Genomic DNA, 16313 nt, shown 5'->3' with positions numbered 1-16313 from the left:
GGAGAAGCGGCGGGTTACGCCTTCGGCTAACCCGCCCTACAAATCCGGAGCTAGTGATGGACCAGGACGTCGCAGCGAAAGAGCAGCCCCGCTACATCAAGCTCAACGAGCGCGACAATGTCGCGATCGTGGTCAATGATTTCGGGCTTCCCGCCGGCTCCCGCTTCGCCAGCGGGCTGACGCTGCGCGCCTTCGTGCCGCAGGGTCACAAGACGGCGCTGGTCGACATCGCGCAAGACGCACCGATCATCCGTTACGGCGAGATCATCGGCTACGCGCTCTCGCCGATCCTGGCCGGCGAATGGGTCGACGAGGCGCGCATCCGCATGCCCGATGCCCCCGACCTCGACAAGCTGGAAATCTCCACCGCCGTCCCCGCTCCGTTGCCGCCGCTCGAAGGCTTCACCTTCGAAGGCTTTCGCAACTCGGACGGCTCGGTCGGCACCAAGAATATCCTGGGCATCTCGTCCTCCGTGCAATGCGTCAAGGGCACCATGGAATATGCGGTGAAGCGCATCCGCGCCGAGCTGCTGCCAAAGTACCCCAACGTCGACGACGTGGTGCCGCTGACGCATGCTTACGGCTGCGGCGTCGCCATCAATGCCCCCGACGCGGTGGTGCCGATCCGCACGCTGCAGAACATCGCGCTGAACCCGAATTTCGGCGGCGAGATTCTGGTCATCAGCCTCGGCTGCGAGAAGCTCGCGCCCGAGCGGCTGGTGCCGGAAGGCGTCACGGATGCCATTGTCCGCATGCAGGACGAAGCTTTCGACGGCTTTGGCGCGATCGTCGATGCGATCATGACGCAAGCCGAAGCGCGCCTGAAGATCCTCAACACCCGCACGCGCGAGACCTGCCCGGCCGCCGATCTCGTCATCGGCCTGCAATGCGGCGGCAGCGACGCCTTCTCCGGCGTCACGGCCAACCCCGCCGTCGGCTTTGCCGCGGACCTGCTGGTGCGCGCCGGCGCGACCGTGATGTTCTCGGAAGTGACGGAAGTGCGCGACGCGATCCAGCTGCTCACGCGCCGCGCCATCAACGAGGATGTCGGCCGCGCGCTGGTGCGCGAGATGGCCTGGTATGATTCTTACCTCGCCCGCGGCGGCGCCGACCGCAGCGCCAACACCACGCCCGGCAACAAGAAGGGCGGTCTCGCCAACATCGTCGAGAAGTCGCTTGGCTCGATCGTCAAGTCCGGCTCGTCCGCAATCACCGGCGTGCTCTCGCCCGGCGAGAAGGCGACGCAGAAGGGCATGCTGTTCGCGGCGACGCCGGCAAGCGACTTCATCTGCGGCACGCTGCAGCTCGCCTCCGGCATGACCTTGCAGGTGTTCACCACCGGCCGCGGCACGCCCTACGGCCTCGCAGCCGCGCCCGTGATCAAGGTCGCCACCCGCAGCGAGCTGGCGCGGCGCTGGAAGGATCTGATCGATTTCGATTCAGGCAGCATCGCCACCGGCGAGAAGACCATCGAGGAATGCGGCTGGGACCTGTTCCGCCTGATCCTCGACGTCGCCTCCGGCCGCACCAAGCCGTGGTCCGACCGCTGGGGCATCCACAACGATCTCACGCTGTTCAATCCGGCGCCGGTGACCTGAGGCCTACTGGCTGTCGATCAGGTGCATGTCGCCGAGCGTGACCGGCAGGCTGCGCGCGATGAGATCAGTGATCGCCGCGCGCAGACGCTCGCTCGAAGCCGTGCCCCCTAACGTCTCGTCGACGGGCCCGCTCGGGCCCGCGATCCGCACGGTCCCGGTGTTGTCGAGCGGCGCGGCTGCGCGCTTCTCGATCACGTCGAACGTCTTGCCGTCGACGATTCGGACTTCGTACAGCGCGTGGACCAGGCCGTAATCCGCAAGCAGCGTCCGGTATTCGGCGAGCCCGACGCCCTCGACGTTGCGACCGTTGCCGAGCTTCGATCTCGCGCGGGTGATGACGACGTAAGCATCCAACCCCTGTGGCGTGACATCGCTGCGAACCAGCTCCTTGAAAGGATCGCTGCGCAGCAGGTTGACCGGCGCAACCGCCGAATCCCTGATCGCGGCGAATGCCGCGCGCCGATAGGTCACCGGCTGTACGCGAAAGCGTCCGCTCAATAGCCTCGTCGCTTGCTGAACGATGATGTCGTCCAGCCCCCAGGCGCTGATCGAGAGGCTTTGCCCGGTGTTGCCGAGCGCCGTCAGACCGGCCTGCGTCAGGCTCATCTCCTCGCCGATGGCCGAAACGATTCCGACGGTATTGATGGCCTGGAGGCGGCTTGCGCGCGTCTCGAAGGCCGCGGCGGCACCGAGCGCGACGCAAGCGATCGCACAGGCGAGAGCCAGGATAACTCTGCTGCGCATCGCTATCGGATCCTGAAGTCGAATGAGTAGGACGCACCGATGCCGACGGTGGTCTGGTTCGACGCCCCCCGCAGCTTCACAAGCGGACTGTCCGCGGCATCGCCCAGCAGCTTCTCGTATTCGACATAGGCATGCACCTCCCATTGCGGATTGACGCGATAGGAGATCTGGCTGCCGAAGCCGACCGAATGCGCGCCGCCCTTCGCATCGTATCTCGACAGCCCCGACGCCAGCGCCTGCGCCGCATCGACGCCGAAATAAGGCGCCGTCGCCTTGGTGCTCTTCCACGTAAAGCGCGGACCGGCCGAGATCGTGAGCCGCTGGATCAGCGGCACGATGACATCGGCCGAGACGTCGGCGACCGTGCCGGTATGGCCGCCCATGCCCTGGCGCAGTTCGCTGCGCAGGCGCAGCCAGTCGACCGGATAATATTCAACGAAGCCGCCGAGCTCGTAGGCGGCCTTGACGTCGCCGAGACCCGTCAGCTCGGCATATTTGTCGGCCTTGCGCGAGGCGACGTATTTGAACGCCGGGCCCGCGCGGAAATTGCCGATGTCGAGCAGCGCGATGCTGGCGCTGTCGCGCGGCCCGCGAAACTGGTCGATCGATCCGGCACGGCGGATGGAGAAGATCGGGATCGGCATCAGCTTGCCGTTCTTCGATCCGACGAAGTCAGGCATGTACTGTCCGCCGATGCCGACCATGACGGTCCAGTTTCCGGACGGCGATGGCAGCATCGGCAGCTCGAACGGCGGCGCCGGCAGCGTGAACGCCGTCTGCGCCGATGCGGTTTGCGCGGTCGCCATGAGTGTGCCGAGCGCGGCGAGACAGGCGGTCGTCCGCCGCGCATGCGCCGTGACGCGGAGAGCGGCTTCGTCAAAATGCTTCATTTACGGGGCCCCATCGGCCTTGCTGGCCGAACAGACTGGTGTGGTCAGGAGCCCAGCTTGTGGTCCGGCAAAATTGCCCCAAGATTGCAACCGGCCACAGCGCCTGCGACATTCCGCGCATCGGGTGCACCGGCGGATCAACATTGCCCGAACATTGCACGGCCGCATGCGGGCTTCGAAACTTTCTCCGCCGGCGCCGGCAAGCGGCTTCAGGCCTGCCTTTTATTCGCCAAGCTCGCTGCCTTAAACGGAACTCGCGCACCAACCGAACTGCCGGAATTCGGCCAGAGAGCGTCAAGGTCGGGGTTTCATTGCCCCACAGGAGTCAAGGACGACCCGCGTGCGCTCCCTCGTGATCGAAGACGAACCGCAGATCGGCGCCTATGTCAGCCGCCTGCTCGGGCAATTGCATGGGATCGTCGACCTTGTCGGCTCGATTGCCGATGCCCGCCAGGCGCTCGAAAACTTCAAATATGATCTCGCGATCGTGGACCGAATGCTGCCCGACGGCGATGCACTCCAGGTGGTGACGGCGCTGAGCCGGTCGTCGGAACGTCCCGCGATCATCATGCTGACGTCCAAGGACACCACGGAGGATGTCGTCGATGGCCTTAACGGGGGCGCCGACGACTATCTCGGCAAGCCGTTCGAGCCGCAGGAGCTGCTTGCGCGGGTGCGCGCGGTGCTGCGGCGGCCACGGTTGCTCGCGCCCTCGGTGCTGTCGCTCGGCAATGTCGAGCTGCACCTCGGCAGCAACGAGGCCGTGGTCGCCGACACCAAGATCCTGCTGCGGCGGCGCGAGGCGCTGATCCTCGGCGCGCTGCTGATGCGGCGCGACCGCGTCATCACCCGCGCCGCCCTGATCGAAGAGATCTACGGCTTCGACGACGAGATCGAATCCAACACGCTCGAAGCTCAGGTGTCGCGGCTGAGGAAGAAGCTCGCCGAGCTCGGCGGCGACGTCGAAATCCGCAGCATGCGGGGCATCGGTTACATCCTGCGGCTGGCAACGCCGCGATGAAATCGATCGCCCGGACCTTCGCTGTCTCTCTCGGCATCGCCGCGACGATGATATTCCTGATCATGCTGGGTATCTTCATCTGGCGGTATCCGACCGAGGAACGCGAGTTTAGGTCCTGTCAGGTCGTGGCTGCCATTCTCGATCGCGCGACGGTCATCGAAGGACAAAAACTGACGGTACGTTCGACTCCTGCCCTCGAGGAATTGAAAGCGGACAGCCCAAACCTCTGGTACGTCGTGTCGGCGGGCGACCTGCTCAGCGAGTATGGCAGTGAACATCGGCCCGCCCTCCCCTTCGTGTTTCCCTACCACGGGCCCGTCGGTTCGTCCGTCTTCAGCACGCTCGACCAGAACAGCACTTTCTGTCTCTCCGCCGTACAACGGGGCTCGTTGCGGCTCGCGATGATGGTCGGCGAGCCTCAGGTTCGCTTCGGTCGGATTGCGAGGACTTTCCTCCTCCGCAGAGTCTCCTCGATCATCCTCGTGGCGCTGGCCTTTGCGGCTACCGTCGCGATCGGCTCCGCACTCGCCGCGCGTTTCGTCTCACGCGGTATCGAACGGGTGGCGCTTCGCGCGCTTGCGATCGATCCATCGGCGCCTCAAGGCCTGATCTCACTGTCCGAAGTTCCTCGCGAATTGAAGCCTCTGGTCGAGGCGCTGAACCGCGCCTTCGGCGAGATCGACGCCTATATCCGGATGCAGCGCCGCTTTCTCGGCAACGCCGCCCATCAGCTTCGTACGCCGCTCACGCTGCTGCGCGCGAAAATCGAGGACGTGCCGGAGCCCGCGCTCAGGGCCGAACTGGTGCGCGACGTCAGGCGCCTGACGTCGCTGGTGTCCGCGATGCTCGACCTGGCCCGCTTGCAGAATCATGCGATCGAGAAGCGACCGATCGATCTGGCTGAGATCACCCTGGACGTGCTCGCCGACTTCGGCCCCTCGGCAGTGGACGCCGGCATCGAGCTCGCGCTTGACCAGGACGAGAAGGGTCCGCTCCTGGTGCAGGGCGTGGACGCAGCGATCCGCAGCGCACTTGCCAATCTCGTCGGCAATGCGCTCATTCACGCGCGCGGTGCGCGCCGCATCGTCGCCACGCTGGACCGCGACGGCGTCTCGATTCACGACGACGGCGCAGGCCTGCCCGATGGCGTGGAGAACCGAACGATCGAGCCGTTTCAGACCGGCAACACAGTCGGCGACGGCGCCGGCCTCGGCCTGTCGATCGTGCGCGAGATCATGGCGGCCCACGGCGGCGAACTCATCATCTCGTCCGCACCCGGCCGAGGCACCACAGTGCGCCTGCAATTTCCGGTGACCGCCGCACCGACCAAATCTGCGCCGCTGGAATTGCAGGCAGGCTAGCCGGCGGCTGCGCCGCGCGATCGCACGAAACCGTCCGGAAACATTGAGGCGGAAAATTTCGTCGCTGTTTCGTGCTGTCGTATCACGCAATCAAAGGCTTCGTTTGCGGACACACGAATGTTCGCACACGAGCGAACCTCTTCCTACATCGTCACGACCAAACCTCCGATTGACATCTTCAACGGAGATTTTCCAATGCGCGTTCTCAAAATGATTGCCGTCACCAGCGCCGTGATTGCAAGCTCGACCGCGGCGTTCGCCGGCGAGCTCCCCTCTTACGAAGTGAAGTCTTTGCCGATCTCGGCGATGCAGGTGCAGGTGCTCGGCGGCACCGGCGTCGAGGAGCAGTCGACCGCACCCGCCATGATCGTCGCCGGCATGCCCGCCTCGCCCGCACAGGTTTCGGTGCTGTCGCCGCGCGTCAAGCGGCTCGCCAGCGCGAACTCCGGAAGCGAGGCGCGCTAAGCCCCTCTCGTCACCTAACGACCATCATTTGTCGTGCGCTGAACTTTCCACAGCGTCATGGCCGGGCCTGTCCCGGCCATCCACGTCTTGAGCAACGACAAGAACGTGGATGCGCGGGACAAGCCCGGGCATGACGACCTTTTGGCGCCGCCGGAACAACAAGCCGGTTACGTCATGCTGCCCGGCATGAAGCAGCGCACGCGCGGATGGCCGTCGATATAGTGCTTCCACACCATGGTGCGCCCGATCTTGTTCGGCACGGTGATCACAGCGCCATCAGGCACCACGACCCATTCGTCGTCGATGCGGACGCGGTAGCGGCCGCGATCGGACTCCCAATCGACGTCGGCAATGACATAGCCGTCGGCGTCGGTGCAGCATTGTCCGTATTCGCTATGCAAGCTCTCGAACCAGGGCTTGAGCGGCGAGTTGGCGTAGCGCCCGTCGTCGCGCGCCTGTGCCGGGATTGCCAGGAGAGCCGCCACTCCCAGCAGCGTCGCTGCGCACAATCTTGAAGACTTCATCTCGTCGTCCCGCGATCAAAATCATTCGTGCGGGGGACAGACAATGCCGTCCGTTGTCCGTGCCTCGACTCGAGGCACGGCGCCGGCGACTCGTTCCTCCAGCACCCTGGCGATAGCTATGCAAATCCGCTGCCAGCGCGCATTCCGGGGAACTACTGTCGCAGGGCGCAACGGCATGCGCCTTTCGACGAATGCGGCGTAGGATCAAAATCCAACGCCGACGGGACGGCTCTCAGAATTGGGAAAGCAGTTTACTGCTTCGTCGGGGCCATCATCATGCCGCCGCCCTTCTTCGCCGCGGGTGCAGGCTTGGTCGCCGGCGCCTGCGCGGGCATGTATTTGGCGACGATGGCGGGGTCGACCTGGGTGATGTTGGCATCCGGCAAGCGCTGCCAGGTCTCGTCCTTGCCGAGCAGCGAGATGCCGAGATAGCCGCGCAGGGTCAGCGTCTGGCCGTCGGGACTGACCTTCATGTTGGCCTTCCAGATCTGGCCGTCGCGCGGATTGAGCACGTTGCCGCCTTCGTACTTCAACCCTTCGCGCTTCATGTTGCGGACGAAGGAGATGCCGAGCACCGGCGCGTTCTTGCGATCGTCGGTGCACTTGGCGCAGATCTCGTTCGGATCGTCGCCGGGACGCGGGAAGGTCTTTGCGATCACGCCTTCGAAAATGCCGCTGTGGTCGATGAAGAGAAACCATCCGACGGTCTTGCCGTCTTCGACCTTTTGCCAGAGGCCCGCCGCCGTGGGCTCGGCGGTCTGCGCCGCGGACGGCGTCACCGTCGCGAGTGTCAGCGCGAGCGCGAGGAAGGGGAGCAGCCGAAGGCTGGAGAATTTCCGCATTAGATCACCTTGTTATTCCACGACCGGAATGGCCGCAGACTACGGCGATTTCGCGAACCGTTCCAGCACCAGAAACATGGGGCATCCCCAGCCTGCCCCACTGCGATCAGTTGACACCGAGCTTCTTTTGCAGGCTGGACGACGAGGTCGTGTATTGGAACACGAGCCGCTTCTCCGGGTAGACGTAGCGATGTGCTTTTTGCGACATCAGCGCGCCCTCGTGGAAGCCGCACAGGATCAGCTTGATCTTGCCGGGATAGGTGTTGATGTCCCCGATCGCGAAGATGCCGGGCACGTTGGTCTCGAATGCCGAGGTCTCGACCGGCACCAGATTGTTCTCCAGCGCGATGCCCCAGTTCGCGACCGGGCCGAGCTTCATGGTCAGCCCGAAGAACGGCAGCATGGTATCGCAGGCGACCTCCGAGATGGTGTTGTCGTTGCCCTTGACGGTCGCGCCGGCGAGCTTGCCCTCGGCGCCGGACAGCGCCGTGACCTGACCGAGCTTCAGATCCATCTTGCCGCCGGCAACCAGCGCACGCATCTGCTCGACGCTATGGGGCGCGGCGCGAAACTCGTCGCGCCGATGCAGCAGCGTGATGCGCTTGGCGATCGGATGCAGGTTGAGCGTCCAGTCCAGCGCGGAATCGCCGCCACCGACGATCAGCACGTTCTTGTCGCGGAACGTCTCCATCTTGCGCACGGCATAATGCACCGAGGTGCCTTCATAGGCCTCGATGCCCGGCACCGGCGGACGCTTGGGCTGGAACGAGCCGCCACCGGCCGCGATCACCAGCACCTTGCATTCGAACACCTTGCCGGCATCCGTGGTGCAGCGAAAAGCGGGATCGCCGATCTTCTCCACGGTCTCGACCATCTCGCCGAGATGGAAGGTCGGATGGAACGGCTTGATCTGCTCCATCAGCGCGTCGGTGAGGCCCTGCCCCGAAACCTGCGGAATGCCGGGAATGTCGTAGATCGGCTTTTCCGGATAGAGCTCGGCGCACTGGCCGCCGACCTTGTCGAGGATGTCGACGAAGTGCGTCTTCATGTCGAGAAGGCCAAGCTCAAACGCGGCGAAGAGACCGCAGGGGCCGGCACCAATAATCAGCACATCGGTTTTGATCACGTCGCTCATGTCGTCTCTTTATCGGTCGTTATCGGTTGGACGGCGCCCCGGCGGGCAGAGGTGACCCTGCCTGTCTAGCCAACGGGGATGGATCAGGGAAGGCATAAAAGCGGGAGCGCCCCGCAGCCGCGCCCACTTGCCGGGTCAGGATAACTGAGTTGTAACGAGGATGGATATGACGGAGATCAATCGGTGAACGCACCAAGCCGCCTCGACACGACGCCGCGTCTGGAGGACTTCCCCTTCCGCCTCAGCGACAATGTGCGCTTTGGCGATCTCGACCCCAACCAGCACGTCAACAACGCAGTGTACGCAACCTATTTCGAGACCGGTCGCGTCACGCTGATGAAGCTTCCCCAGTACGGCCTGACCCCGCCGGGCCTGGCCTGGATCATGGTGCGGCTCGACATGCATTTCCGCGCCGAGCTGCACTGGCCGAACACGATCGAGCTCGGCCTCGGCGTGGTGAAGCTGGGACGGACGTCCGTGACCTTCGAGCAGGTCGTGTTCTCGGAAGGAAAATGCATCGCCTCGGCGATTTCGGTCGGCGTCTTGCTCGACGAGGCGACGCGCCGGCCGGCCCCGCTGACCCCTGAGGTGATCGAGAAATTCAGACCCTGGCACAAGCGCGGCATCGAAGTCGCGCCGCCGAGCACATCGTAGATTTAAGAAAGGCGCAGGCCAGAACGATCAGGCCTGCCGCTCCGGCGTCGTCACGACGAGACCGTCGAGTTCGTCGGAGACCTTGATCTGGCAGGACAGGCGCGAATTCGGGCGCACGTCGAAGCCGAAATCGAGCATGTCCTCTTCCATCGGCGTCGGGCTGCCGACCTTCTCGCGCCAGGCTTCGTCGACATACACATGACAGGTCGCGCAGGCGCAGGCGCCGCCGCATTCGGCCTCGACGCCGGGAACGCTGTTGCGGATCGCGGCTTCCATCACGGTTGCGCCGTTCTCGATTTCCACCGTGCGGGTTTCGCCCTTGTGGTCGACAAAGTGAATCTTGGCCATGTGTGCTCGTGCTGCCGCGGTGCTGGGAATGAAGGAGGGTCCGGCTGTCCTATAACGGGTCGATAAGCCCGGCGCCATAGGGTTTTGCTGCGAAGTGAATCCCGCTTTGCGGCAAGAAAATGCGTCAAAACAAGAGACTAGAGCCCGGCTCGGCCGCGGGGCCCTTAGGGCTTCAGCATCGCCTCGATGGCGGCGCGGGCCTCGGTTACCGCCTCCTTCAGCGCGGCGAAGGCGTGGCGCTGGTTCTCGCCGGTCTGGATCGCGGTCTCCAGGCTCGCCGCGGCATCCGCCACCGCAAAGGCGCCGATCCCGCGGGCCGAGCCCTTGAGCTTGTGGGCAAGCGCGCCGGCCTCGGCCGGCAGGGTCGCCATCGCCGCCACCAGGCGGACCGCCTGCTCGGCGAACATGGCCAGCACTTCCTGCTCCAGCTCGGCATCGCCGAGCGTCATCCGGGAGAGATGGTCGAGGTCGAGCGGGCTGTTGATGGGTGCAAGCGGGGGCGAGGGCATCCAGTCCATCCGTTGCAGTTCAGGCGTCATGGCGCAGGCCCCGGCATCGCGCGACGGTTCCGCCGGTTCGGCGGCGAATTCGCCCCACCCAAGCACGGAAATGGTTAACGAAATGTTTGGGCTGTTTGACGCAGATCTGCCCGTTTATTGACGAAAAGTTGCCGCAATCGACCATGGCCGGTGGAGAATTGCATTTATTGCTAAGGCGTTAGGGCGCGATCCTGTTAACGATGATTAAGAATGTCTTAATCGCGGGCATTTCATTCGCGACGCTCTGCCAATAGGATGTTTCGGAAATTGGCGGACAAGCCGTCCGGGTGGGGATGGCTCGGAGATCCGCGTAAGCGGCATGATCCGGTCTGTGGGCTTGCGCAGCGCGCAGGGCTCGCGGGGGGACGCGTAAAAGTAACGAGGGCTCGGACTGAACATGGCGAACACTCCGAAAAAGGTCAAAGACCCCACAGAAGTTGCGCTTTCTGCGATCCAGGAAGCCCTCAACATCAGCGACACCGCTGCGGATACCAGCCGCAACGCCTCGGCGCGCAACGAAACGGCATCTTCCATGCCGCCGCCCGCCCCGCCGATGTTCGATGAACCGACCTTCGAGCCGCGCCCCGCCGCCAACGAGCGCGCTGCCGTGTTCGACACGATCGAGGAACCGCGTTCGTCGCGCCGTGCCGCCAATGACGACCGCGCCACCATCGGCCAGCTCCTGCAGACGTTGCAGACGGGACGCCCGTCCCGCAACATCTACACGGGCGCGATCATCTTCACCGTCATCTGGCTCGCGGCTTGCGCCGCGCTGACCGTCGGCTTCCTGCCCTCGATCCGGGCCGCCATCGGCGAGAGCGGCGGCGTGCTGGCCATTGCCGGCCTCGTCACGATGTTCTTCGCGCCGATCATGCTGTTCTTCTTCCTGGCGAGCCTCGTCTGGCGTGGCCAGCAAATGAGTTCGGTCGCCCAGGCGATGGCGCAGGTCGCGATCCGCTTCTCCGAGCCCGAGGGCTCGGCCTCCGATTCCATGGTCACGGTCGGCCAGGCCATCCGCCGCGAGGTCGCGGCGATGGGCGACGGCATCGAACGCGCGATCGCGCGCGCCGGCGAGCTCGAGACCCTGGTCGCCAACGAGGTCGCAGCTCTGGAGCGCGCCTATAGCGACAACGAAGTGCGCATCCGCGCCCTGCTCCAGGACATCGCCCATCAGCGCGACAATCTGGTCGGCCAGGCCGAGCAGGTCCGCAGCGCCATCTCCGGCGTGCAGATCGACCTGCGCCACGACATCGCGCTGATCTCGGACGCGATCGCCTCGCGCGTCGACGAGGTCGCCAAGTCCATCACCGGCGCGCTGGAAGAGCGCGGCGCCCACATCACCAGCGCGCTGAGCAATGCCGGCGACAACATGATCCTGGCGCTCGGCGAGCGCGGCGGCGACCTGCTCGACCGCCTCGAGGAGGCCAGCAACGAGACCACGCGCGCCGTGCTCGACGCCAGCGAGCGGCTGACCACAAGCCTCAACTTCAAGACCGGCCACGTCCACGACGAGTTCGTCGACCTCGCCGACCGCGTCCACGAGATGCTCAACGAGCGCATCGACCGCATCACCGGCGAGTTCGAGCAGCGCTCCGCCGCGATCGTCGACGGCATCTCCGAGCGCACCGAACAGGTGCACGACAGCCTGAAGAACTCCTCGGACTCGCTGCTGCTCGAGCTCGAGCTGCGCTCCAACGACCTCTCCTCCAAGATCGACGACGCCGGCAACCGCCTCGCCGGCCAGATCATGACGAGCGGCGACAAGGCGAGCGAGGCGCTCGACGCCACCGTCAACACCCTCGTCGCCAAGGTCGTGAGCCAGACCGAGACCGCGCACGACTCGCTGTCGCTGCAGATGAGCGCGTTCGACGAGCTGGTTCGGAACCAGGGCACCGAGCTGGTCGAGAAGTTCGCCCGCGACAGCGGCACGCTGGGCGCCCTGATCACGCGCCACATTTCCGAGTTCGACCGCACCGTGAAGACGTTCGGCGGCGAGATCGTCGAGCGCATGGGCCAGCGCACGCAGGACATCCACGAGTCGCTGAAGACCTATGTCGACAATTTCGACACCCGCTTCACCGCCAACGGCGGCGAGATCACGGCCGTGCTCGACCAGCGCCTGGTCCAGTTCGAAACCACGATCGGCGAACGCGTCAGCAATTTCGACGCCTCGCTGAACGGCAAGATCTCCAGCCTCGACGGAACGATCGAAGGTCACATCAAGACCTTCGACGAGCAGCTCGTCGGCCGCGTCGCCGCGCTCGAAGAATCGTTCGACACCCGTGCCAAATCGGTGACCGACACGATCGACAATCGGCTCGGCACGCTGGCAACGACGCTGACGGACGGCGCTACGCAGGCGATCCATTCGATCGACTCCCGCCTCACCCACCTCACGAGCACGCTGACGGACGGCGCCTCGCAGACCATCCAGTCGATCGACACCCGCCTGACGCACCTCACGACGACGCTGACGGGCAATGCGACACAGGCGCTAGAATCCATCGACTCCCGCCTCACCTATCTCAGCACCGCGGTGACCAACGGCGCCTCGCAGGCCGTGCAGTCGATCGACACCCGCCTCACCCTCCTGACCTCGACGCTCACCGACGGCACCGCCCAGGCGATCGACGCGGTCGACCGCCGCATCACCGGCGTCACCGAGATCATCGACGGCCGCTCCACGCACCTGACCGACACGGTCACGGCGCGCTTCCAGGAGATCCACCAGGCCATCGAGACCAAGGTCGGCTCGGTCGCGAGCGACATCGACGTGCGCGTGGCGCAGTTCGAGGACCTGCTCGGCTCGCGTGTCGAGGCCGTCGCCGGTCGCATCGAGAGCAGCGGCCGCCAGGCCAGCGAGGACATGATGTCCCGCGCCGAGATGATCTCGACCGCGATCCGCTCGCATGTCGAGGACGCCGAGCGCTCGCTCACCAACCTCGTCGTCAACACCAGCGAGACGATCCAGACCGGTGCGCGCACCGCCCAGCAGTCGCTGATGACGGTCTCCTCCGACGTCAACGCCCAGCTCAAGATGACCTCGGCCGAGGTCGAGCAGGCGCTGACCGCGGTCGGCACCGGTGCGGCGAACTCGATCCTGACCAGCGCCCGCGAAGCGCAGTCTACGCTGATCGCAGCGTCGGGCGACGCCTCCAACCAGATCAAGGGACTTGCAACCGACGTCGAGCGCACGCTGTCGGCGGCAGGTTCCGCCACCGCGGCCTCGATCCTGGCCGGCGCCCGCGAGGTGCAGACCACCCTCGTCACGGCGTCCTCGGACGCGGCCAACCACGTCAAGACGCTCACCGCCGACGTCCAGCGCTCGCTGTCGCTGGCCGGCAGCACCACGGCGGAATCGATCACCGCCGGTGCCCGCGACGCGCAGAGCGCGCTGATCGCGGCCTCGAGCGAGACCGCCAACCAGATCAAGGCACTGTCCTCCGACGTGCAGCGTTCGCTCACGATGGCCGGCACCTCGACCGCCGAAACCATCATGACCGGCGCCCGCGAGGCCCAGAACACCCTGGTCGCCGGCTCCACGGATGCGGCGGCTCAGGTCAAGTCGCTCACCGCCGACGTGCAGCGCTCGCTCTCGATGGCGGGCTCCTCGACCGCCGAAACCATCACGGCCGGCGCGCGTGAAGCGCAGAACATGCTGGTCACGGCGTCCTCCGAGGCAGCCAACCAGGTCAAGTCGCTCGCGGCCGAGGTGCATCGTTCGCTCTCGCAGGTCGGCCAGACCACCGCCGAGACGATCACCACCAGCGCCCGCGACGCCCAGAGCACCCTGCTCACGGTCTCGGCCGAACAGACCAGCCAGGTCCGTTCGCTCGCGGCCGAGATGCAGCGCGCGCTGGCAACCGCCGGCGGCGCCACCATCGAGGCGCTCACCAGCGGCGTGCGCGAGGCCCAGGGCTCGCTGATCACCGCCTCGACCGACGCGGCAAGCCAGATCAAGTCGCTGACCACGGACATCGAGCGCACGCTGACCGCGGTCGGCGCCGACACCGCCTCGACCATCCTCAACAGCGCGCGTGAGGCCCAGACCTCGCTGACCTCGACCTCGGCGGATGCCGCGAGCCAGATCCGCACGATCTCGACCGAGATCGAGCGCACGCTGAGCGCGGCCACCGCGAACGCGACCAACGACATCCAGACCAGCGCGCTCAACGCCCAGAACGCGCTGATCACGGCCTCCAACGAGGCGAGCTCGCGCGTCAAGTCGAGCTCCTCCGACGTCGAGCGCTCGGTGCTCGCCGCCAGCTCCAGCTTCGGCCAGGCCATGACCGGCAAGACCGACGAGATCGTCACCTATGTGCAGCAGCAGGCCGACCGCCTGTCGAACATGATCGACGCCAAGCGCGGCGCCCTGGTCGACGCGATCGGCTCGAAGACCAGCCAGCTCACGCTCGACATCGACCGCGTCACCTCGGACGCGCTGAAGTCGATCGAGACGCGCGGCCAGGCTTTCTCGCAGACCATGATGGGCAACGGCTCGGAAGTCGCCCGCACCATCAACGCGGCGAGCGAGATCGCCACCAGCGCGGTCGGCAAGTCGCTCAAGGACCTCGAGCAGGCCTCGCGTTCCGCGATCGACCAGTCGCGCCAGGTTTCGATCGCGGCCGTCACCGAGATGCAGGAGACCAGCAAGATCCTGCGCACCGACACCGTGGCGCTGTTCGAGCGTCTGCGCGAAGGCAACATCCTCCTCCAGGAGGTGCTGACCGGTGCGCACGACAACCTCAACTCGCTCGAGCGGGCGCTGGTGACGCGTGTCGCCGACTTCGTCTCGGCGATGAATGACGTCACCTCGCGCAACGGCGCGGCGACGCAGAACCTGGAAGACCAGCTCAACGTCTTCAACAGCAAGACCACGAAGGCGCTGCAGGACCTCGGCGAACTCTCGACCCAGTTCGACAAGCACGGCCAGGCGCTGGTCGAGGCCGCACAGGTCGTCGAGCAGAGCAACAAGAACACCACCGCCTCGCTCGCCGAGCGCAAGCAGGCGCTGGAATCGCTGGTCACCACCATCGACCTGCGCACCGCCGATCTCGACCAGCGGCTGTCGCGCTTCACCGGCCTGCTCGATGAATCGCTGGCCGCGGCCGAAGAGCGTGCCCGCGACATCGCCCGCGTCGTCGCCGAGACCGCCGGCGCCGGCTCGGCCGCGATCACCCGCCAGTTCGAGGCGGTGCGCTCGGCCTCCGAGGAAGAGCACCGCCAGACCATCGAGGCGATGCACGACATCTACCGCCAGACCACCGACGAGGCGGATGCGATGTTCAAGCAGTCGACGGAGAAGTTCACCAACCTCGTCTCCAGCATGAAGCAGATGGCCTTCGAGATGCACAACGAGCTCGAAGCCACCCGCAACGAGCTGCGCCGCGGCGTGCTCGAGATGCCGCAGGAGGCCGCCGAGAGCACGGCGCAGATGCGCAAGGTGATCGTCGACCAGATCGAGGCGCTCGCCGAGCTCAACCGCATCGTGGCCCAGCATGGCCGCGGCCTCGACGTCACCACGGCGGGCCGTGCGTCGGTCGCCGTGCAGCGCCAGGAAGAGCCGATGATGGCGACCGCCGGCGCTCGCGCCGCCGAGACCCGCATGCGCGACACCGGCAGCGCCTCCACGCTGCCGCCGCCGGACCTCGGCATGCCCGCGCCCTCGCGCCGCACCGAAGCGCCGCCGGTCGCGCCCGGCGGCAACGACCAGGGCCGTGACGGCTGGCTGTCGGACCTGCTCAACCGCACGGACGCCAATCAAGGCGCCCCGACCGGACGTGAGGCTCCCCGTGGCCGCGCCGCCCCCGCGCCGCAGCCCCAGGCGCCGCAGGCAAGCAGCAATCCGCTGGAATCGCTATCGCTCGACATCGGCCGGCTGATGGACCGCAACCTCGCGGCCGAGATGTGGGACCGCTACCAGCGCGGCGAGAACAAGGCCTTCACCAAGCGCCTGTACACGCCCGCCGGCCAGAAGGCCTTCGACGAGGTCGCCCGCAAGTATCGCGCCGACCGCAACTTCAAGGCCACGGTCGACCGCTACGTCGCCGAGTTCGAGCGCTTGCTCGACGAGGTCGCCCGCGATGGCCGAGGTCCGCAGGAGCTGCGCAGCCACCTGACCTCGGAGACGGGTCTGGTCTACACGCTGCTCGCCCATGCGGCGGGACGGCTGGGATAAGCGGCAAGCCAATC

13 protein-coding genes are annotated in these 16313 nt (G+C 65.9%); 6 read left to right on the top strand and 7 right to left on the bottom strand.

Features of this window, described 5'->3' with window-relative positions:
* The first annotated feature begins 56 nt into the window (after positions 1 to 56).
* Positions 57 to 1598 carry a galactarate dehydratase gene (gene garD / locus QRQ56_RS00500; RefSeq protein ID WP_438736765.1) on the top strand — a complete coding sequence of 514 codons (1542 nt, stop codon included), beginning with the start codon at positions 57 to 59 and terminating at the stop codon, positions 1596 to 1598.
* Between the two features lie 3 nt (positions 1599 to 1601).
* Here garD and QRQ56_RS00495 read toward each other — a convergent pair whose 3' ends face one another.
* Positions 1602 to 2342, bottom strand: a complete 741-nt coding sequence (locus QRQ56_RS00495) for a hypothetical protein (protein WP_438736763.1) — start codon at positions 2340 to 2342, stop codon at positions 1602 to 1604.
* Between the two features lie 2 nt (positions 2343 to 2344).
* Positions 2345 to 3232, bottom strand: coding sequence for a MipA/OmpV family protein (locus QRQ56_RS00490; RefSeq protein WP_438736761.1), 888 nt, complete (start codon positions 3230 to 3232; stop codon positions 2345 to 2347).
* 340 nt (positions 3233 to 3572) lie between these two features.
* Between QRQ56_RS00490 and QRQ56_RS00485 the strand changes: the two genes are divergently transcribed.
* From QRQ56_RS00485 to QRQ56_RS00475, 3 genes are all read left to right on the top strand, one after another.
* Positions 3573 to 4253: a response regulator transcription factor gene (locus QRQ56_RS00485; RefSeq protein ID WP_438736759.1), complete on the top strand. Its 681-nt coding sequence runs from the start codon at positions 3573 to 3575 to the stop codon at positions 4251 to 4253.
* The gene (locus QRQ56_RS00480; RefSeq protein WP_438736757.1) at positions 4250 to 5614 is read left to right on the top strand and encodes a sensor histidine kinase; all 1365 of its coding nucleotides are present in this window, start codon (positions 4250 to 4252) and stop codon (positions 5612 to 5614) included. The genes QRQ56_RS00485 and QRQ56_RS00480 overlap by 4 nt, the downstream gene beginning before the upstream one ends.
* 195 nt (positions 5615 to 5809) lie before the next feature.
* On the top strand, positions 5810 to 6079 hold the full coding sequence (locus tag QRQ56_RS00475) for a hypothetical protein (RefSeq protein ID WP_438736756.1): 270 nt from the start codon (positions 5810 to 5812) through the stop codon (positions 6077 to 6079).
* A gap of 167 nt (positions 6080 to 6246) precedes the next feature.
* Here the strand turns inward: QRQ56_RS00475 and QRQ56_RS00470 are convergent, their stop codons facing one another.
* The 3 genes from QRQ56_RS00470 to QRQ56_RS00460 form a co-directional block, all read right to left on the bottom strand.
* Positions 6247 to 6603: a hypothetical protein gene (locus QRQ56_RS00470; protein WP_438736754.1), complete on the bottom strand. Its 357-nt coding sequence runs from the start codon at positions 6601 to 6603 to the stop codon at positions 6247 to 6249.
* Between the two features lie 251 nt (positions 6604 to 6854).
* A complete protein-coding gene (locus QRQ56_RS00465; RefSeq protein WP_438736752.1) occupies positions 6855 to 7445 on the bottom strand; it encodes a DUF2147 domain-containing protein in 591 nt (196 codons plus the stop codon).
* Positions 7446 to 7551: 106 nt separating this feature from the next.
* Positions 7552 to 8580: an NAD(P)/FAD-dependent oxidoreductase gene (locus QRQ56_RS00460; protein ID WP_438736750.1), complete on the bottom strand. Its 1029-nt coding sequence runs from the start codon at positions 8578 to 8580 to the stop codon at positions 7552 to 7554.
* Positions 8581 to 8763: 183 nt separating this feature from the next.
* Between QRQ56_RS00460 and QRQ56_RS00455 the strand changes: the two genes are divergently transcribed.
* A complete protein-coding gene (locus QRQ56_RS00455) occupies positions 8764 to 9234 on the top strand; it encodes an acyl-CoA thioesterase (protein ID WP_438736749.1) in 471 nt (156 codons plus the stop codon).
* A 27-nt stretch (positions 9235 to 9261) separates the two neighbouring features.
* Here QRQ56_RS00455 and QRQ56_RS00450 read toward each other — a convergent pair whose 3' ends face one another.
* Both QRQ56_RS00450 and QRQ56_RS00445 read right to left on the bottom strand, forming a co-directional pair.
* Positions 9262 to 9582: a 2Fe-2S iron-sulfur cluster-binding protein gene (locus QRQ56_RS00450; protein ID WP_438736747.1), complete on the bottom strand. Its 321-nt coding sequence runs from the start codon at positions 9580 to 9582 to the stop codon at positions 9262 to 9264.
* 164 nt (positions 9583 to 9746) lie between these two features.
* Positions 9747 to 10121: an Hpt domain-containing protein gene (locus QRQ56_RS00445; protein ID WP_438736745.1), complete on the bottom strand. Its 375-nt coding sequence runs from the start codon at positions 10119 to 10121 to the stop codon at positions 9747 to 9749.
* Between the two features lie 397 nt (positions 10122 to 10518).
* On the opposite strand from QRQ56_RS00445, the gene QRQ56_RS00440 reads away from it, so the two are divergent.
* On the top strand, positions 10519 to 16299 hold the full coding sequence (locus QRQ56_RS00440) for a negative regulator of septation ring formation (protein WP_438736743.1): 5781 nt from the start codon (positions 10519 to 10521) through the stop codon (positions 16297 to 16299).
* Positions 16300 to 16313 lie beyond the last annotated feature (14 nt).

Origin of the sequence: Bradyrhizobium sp. U531 (assembly GCF_051710265.1) — a bacterium.
In the GTDB taxonomy this organism is placed as follows: domain Bacteria; phylum Pseudomonadota; class Alphaproteobacteria; order Rhizobiales; family Xanthobacteraceae; genus Bradyrhizobium.
This window is presented reverse-complemented; position numbering and strand designations above follow the sequence as displayed.

Bases quoted from the DNA above. Each gene is read 5' to 3' on its own strand.
- QRQ56_RS00480 (WP_438736757.1), top strand. From the start codon at position 4,250: ATGAAATCGATCGCCCGGACCTTCGCTGTCTCTCTCGGCATCGCCGCG.
- QRQ56_RS00490 (WP_438736761.1), bottom strand. From the start codon at position 3,232: ATGAAGCATTTTGACGAAGCCGCTCTCCGCGTCACGGCGCATGCGCGG.
- QRQ56_RS00475 (WP_438736756.1), top strand. From the start codon at position 5,810: ATGCGCGTTCTCAAAATGATTGCCGTCACCAGCGCCGTGATTGCAAGC.
- QRQ56_RS00445 (WP_438736745.1), bottom strand. From the start codon at position 10,121: ATGACGCCTGAACTGCAACGGATGGACTGGATGCCCTCGCCCCCGCTT.
- QRQ56_RS00440 (WP_438736743.1), top strand. From the start codon at position 10,519: ATGGCGAACACTCCGAAAAAGGTCAAAGACCCCACAGAAGTTGCGCTT.
- garD (WP_438736765.1), top strand. From the start codon at position 57: ATGGACCAGGACGTCGCAGCGAAAGAGCAGCCCCGCTACATCAAGCTC.
- QRQ56_RS00495 (WP_438736763.1), bottom strand. From the start codon at position 2,342: ATGCGCAGCAGAGTTATCCTGGCTCTCGCCTGTGCGATCGCTTGCGTC.
- QRQ56_RS00450 (WP_438736747.1), bottom strand. From the start codon at position 9,582: ATGGCCAAGATTCACTTTGTCGACCACAAGGGCGAAACCCGCACGGTG.
- QRQ56_RS00470 (WP_438736754.1), bottom strand. From the start codon at position 6,603: ATGAAGTCTTCAAGATTGTGCGCAGCGACGCTGCTGGGAGTGGCGGCT.
- QRQ56_RS00460 (WP_438736750.1), bottom strand. From the start codon at position 8,580: ATGAGCGACGTGATCAAAACCGATGTGCTGATTATTGGTGCCGGCCCC.
- QRQ56_RS00465 (WP_438736752.1), bottom strand. From the start codon at position 7,445: ATGCGGAAATTCTCCAGCCTTCGGCTGCTCCCCTTCCTCGCGCTCGCG.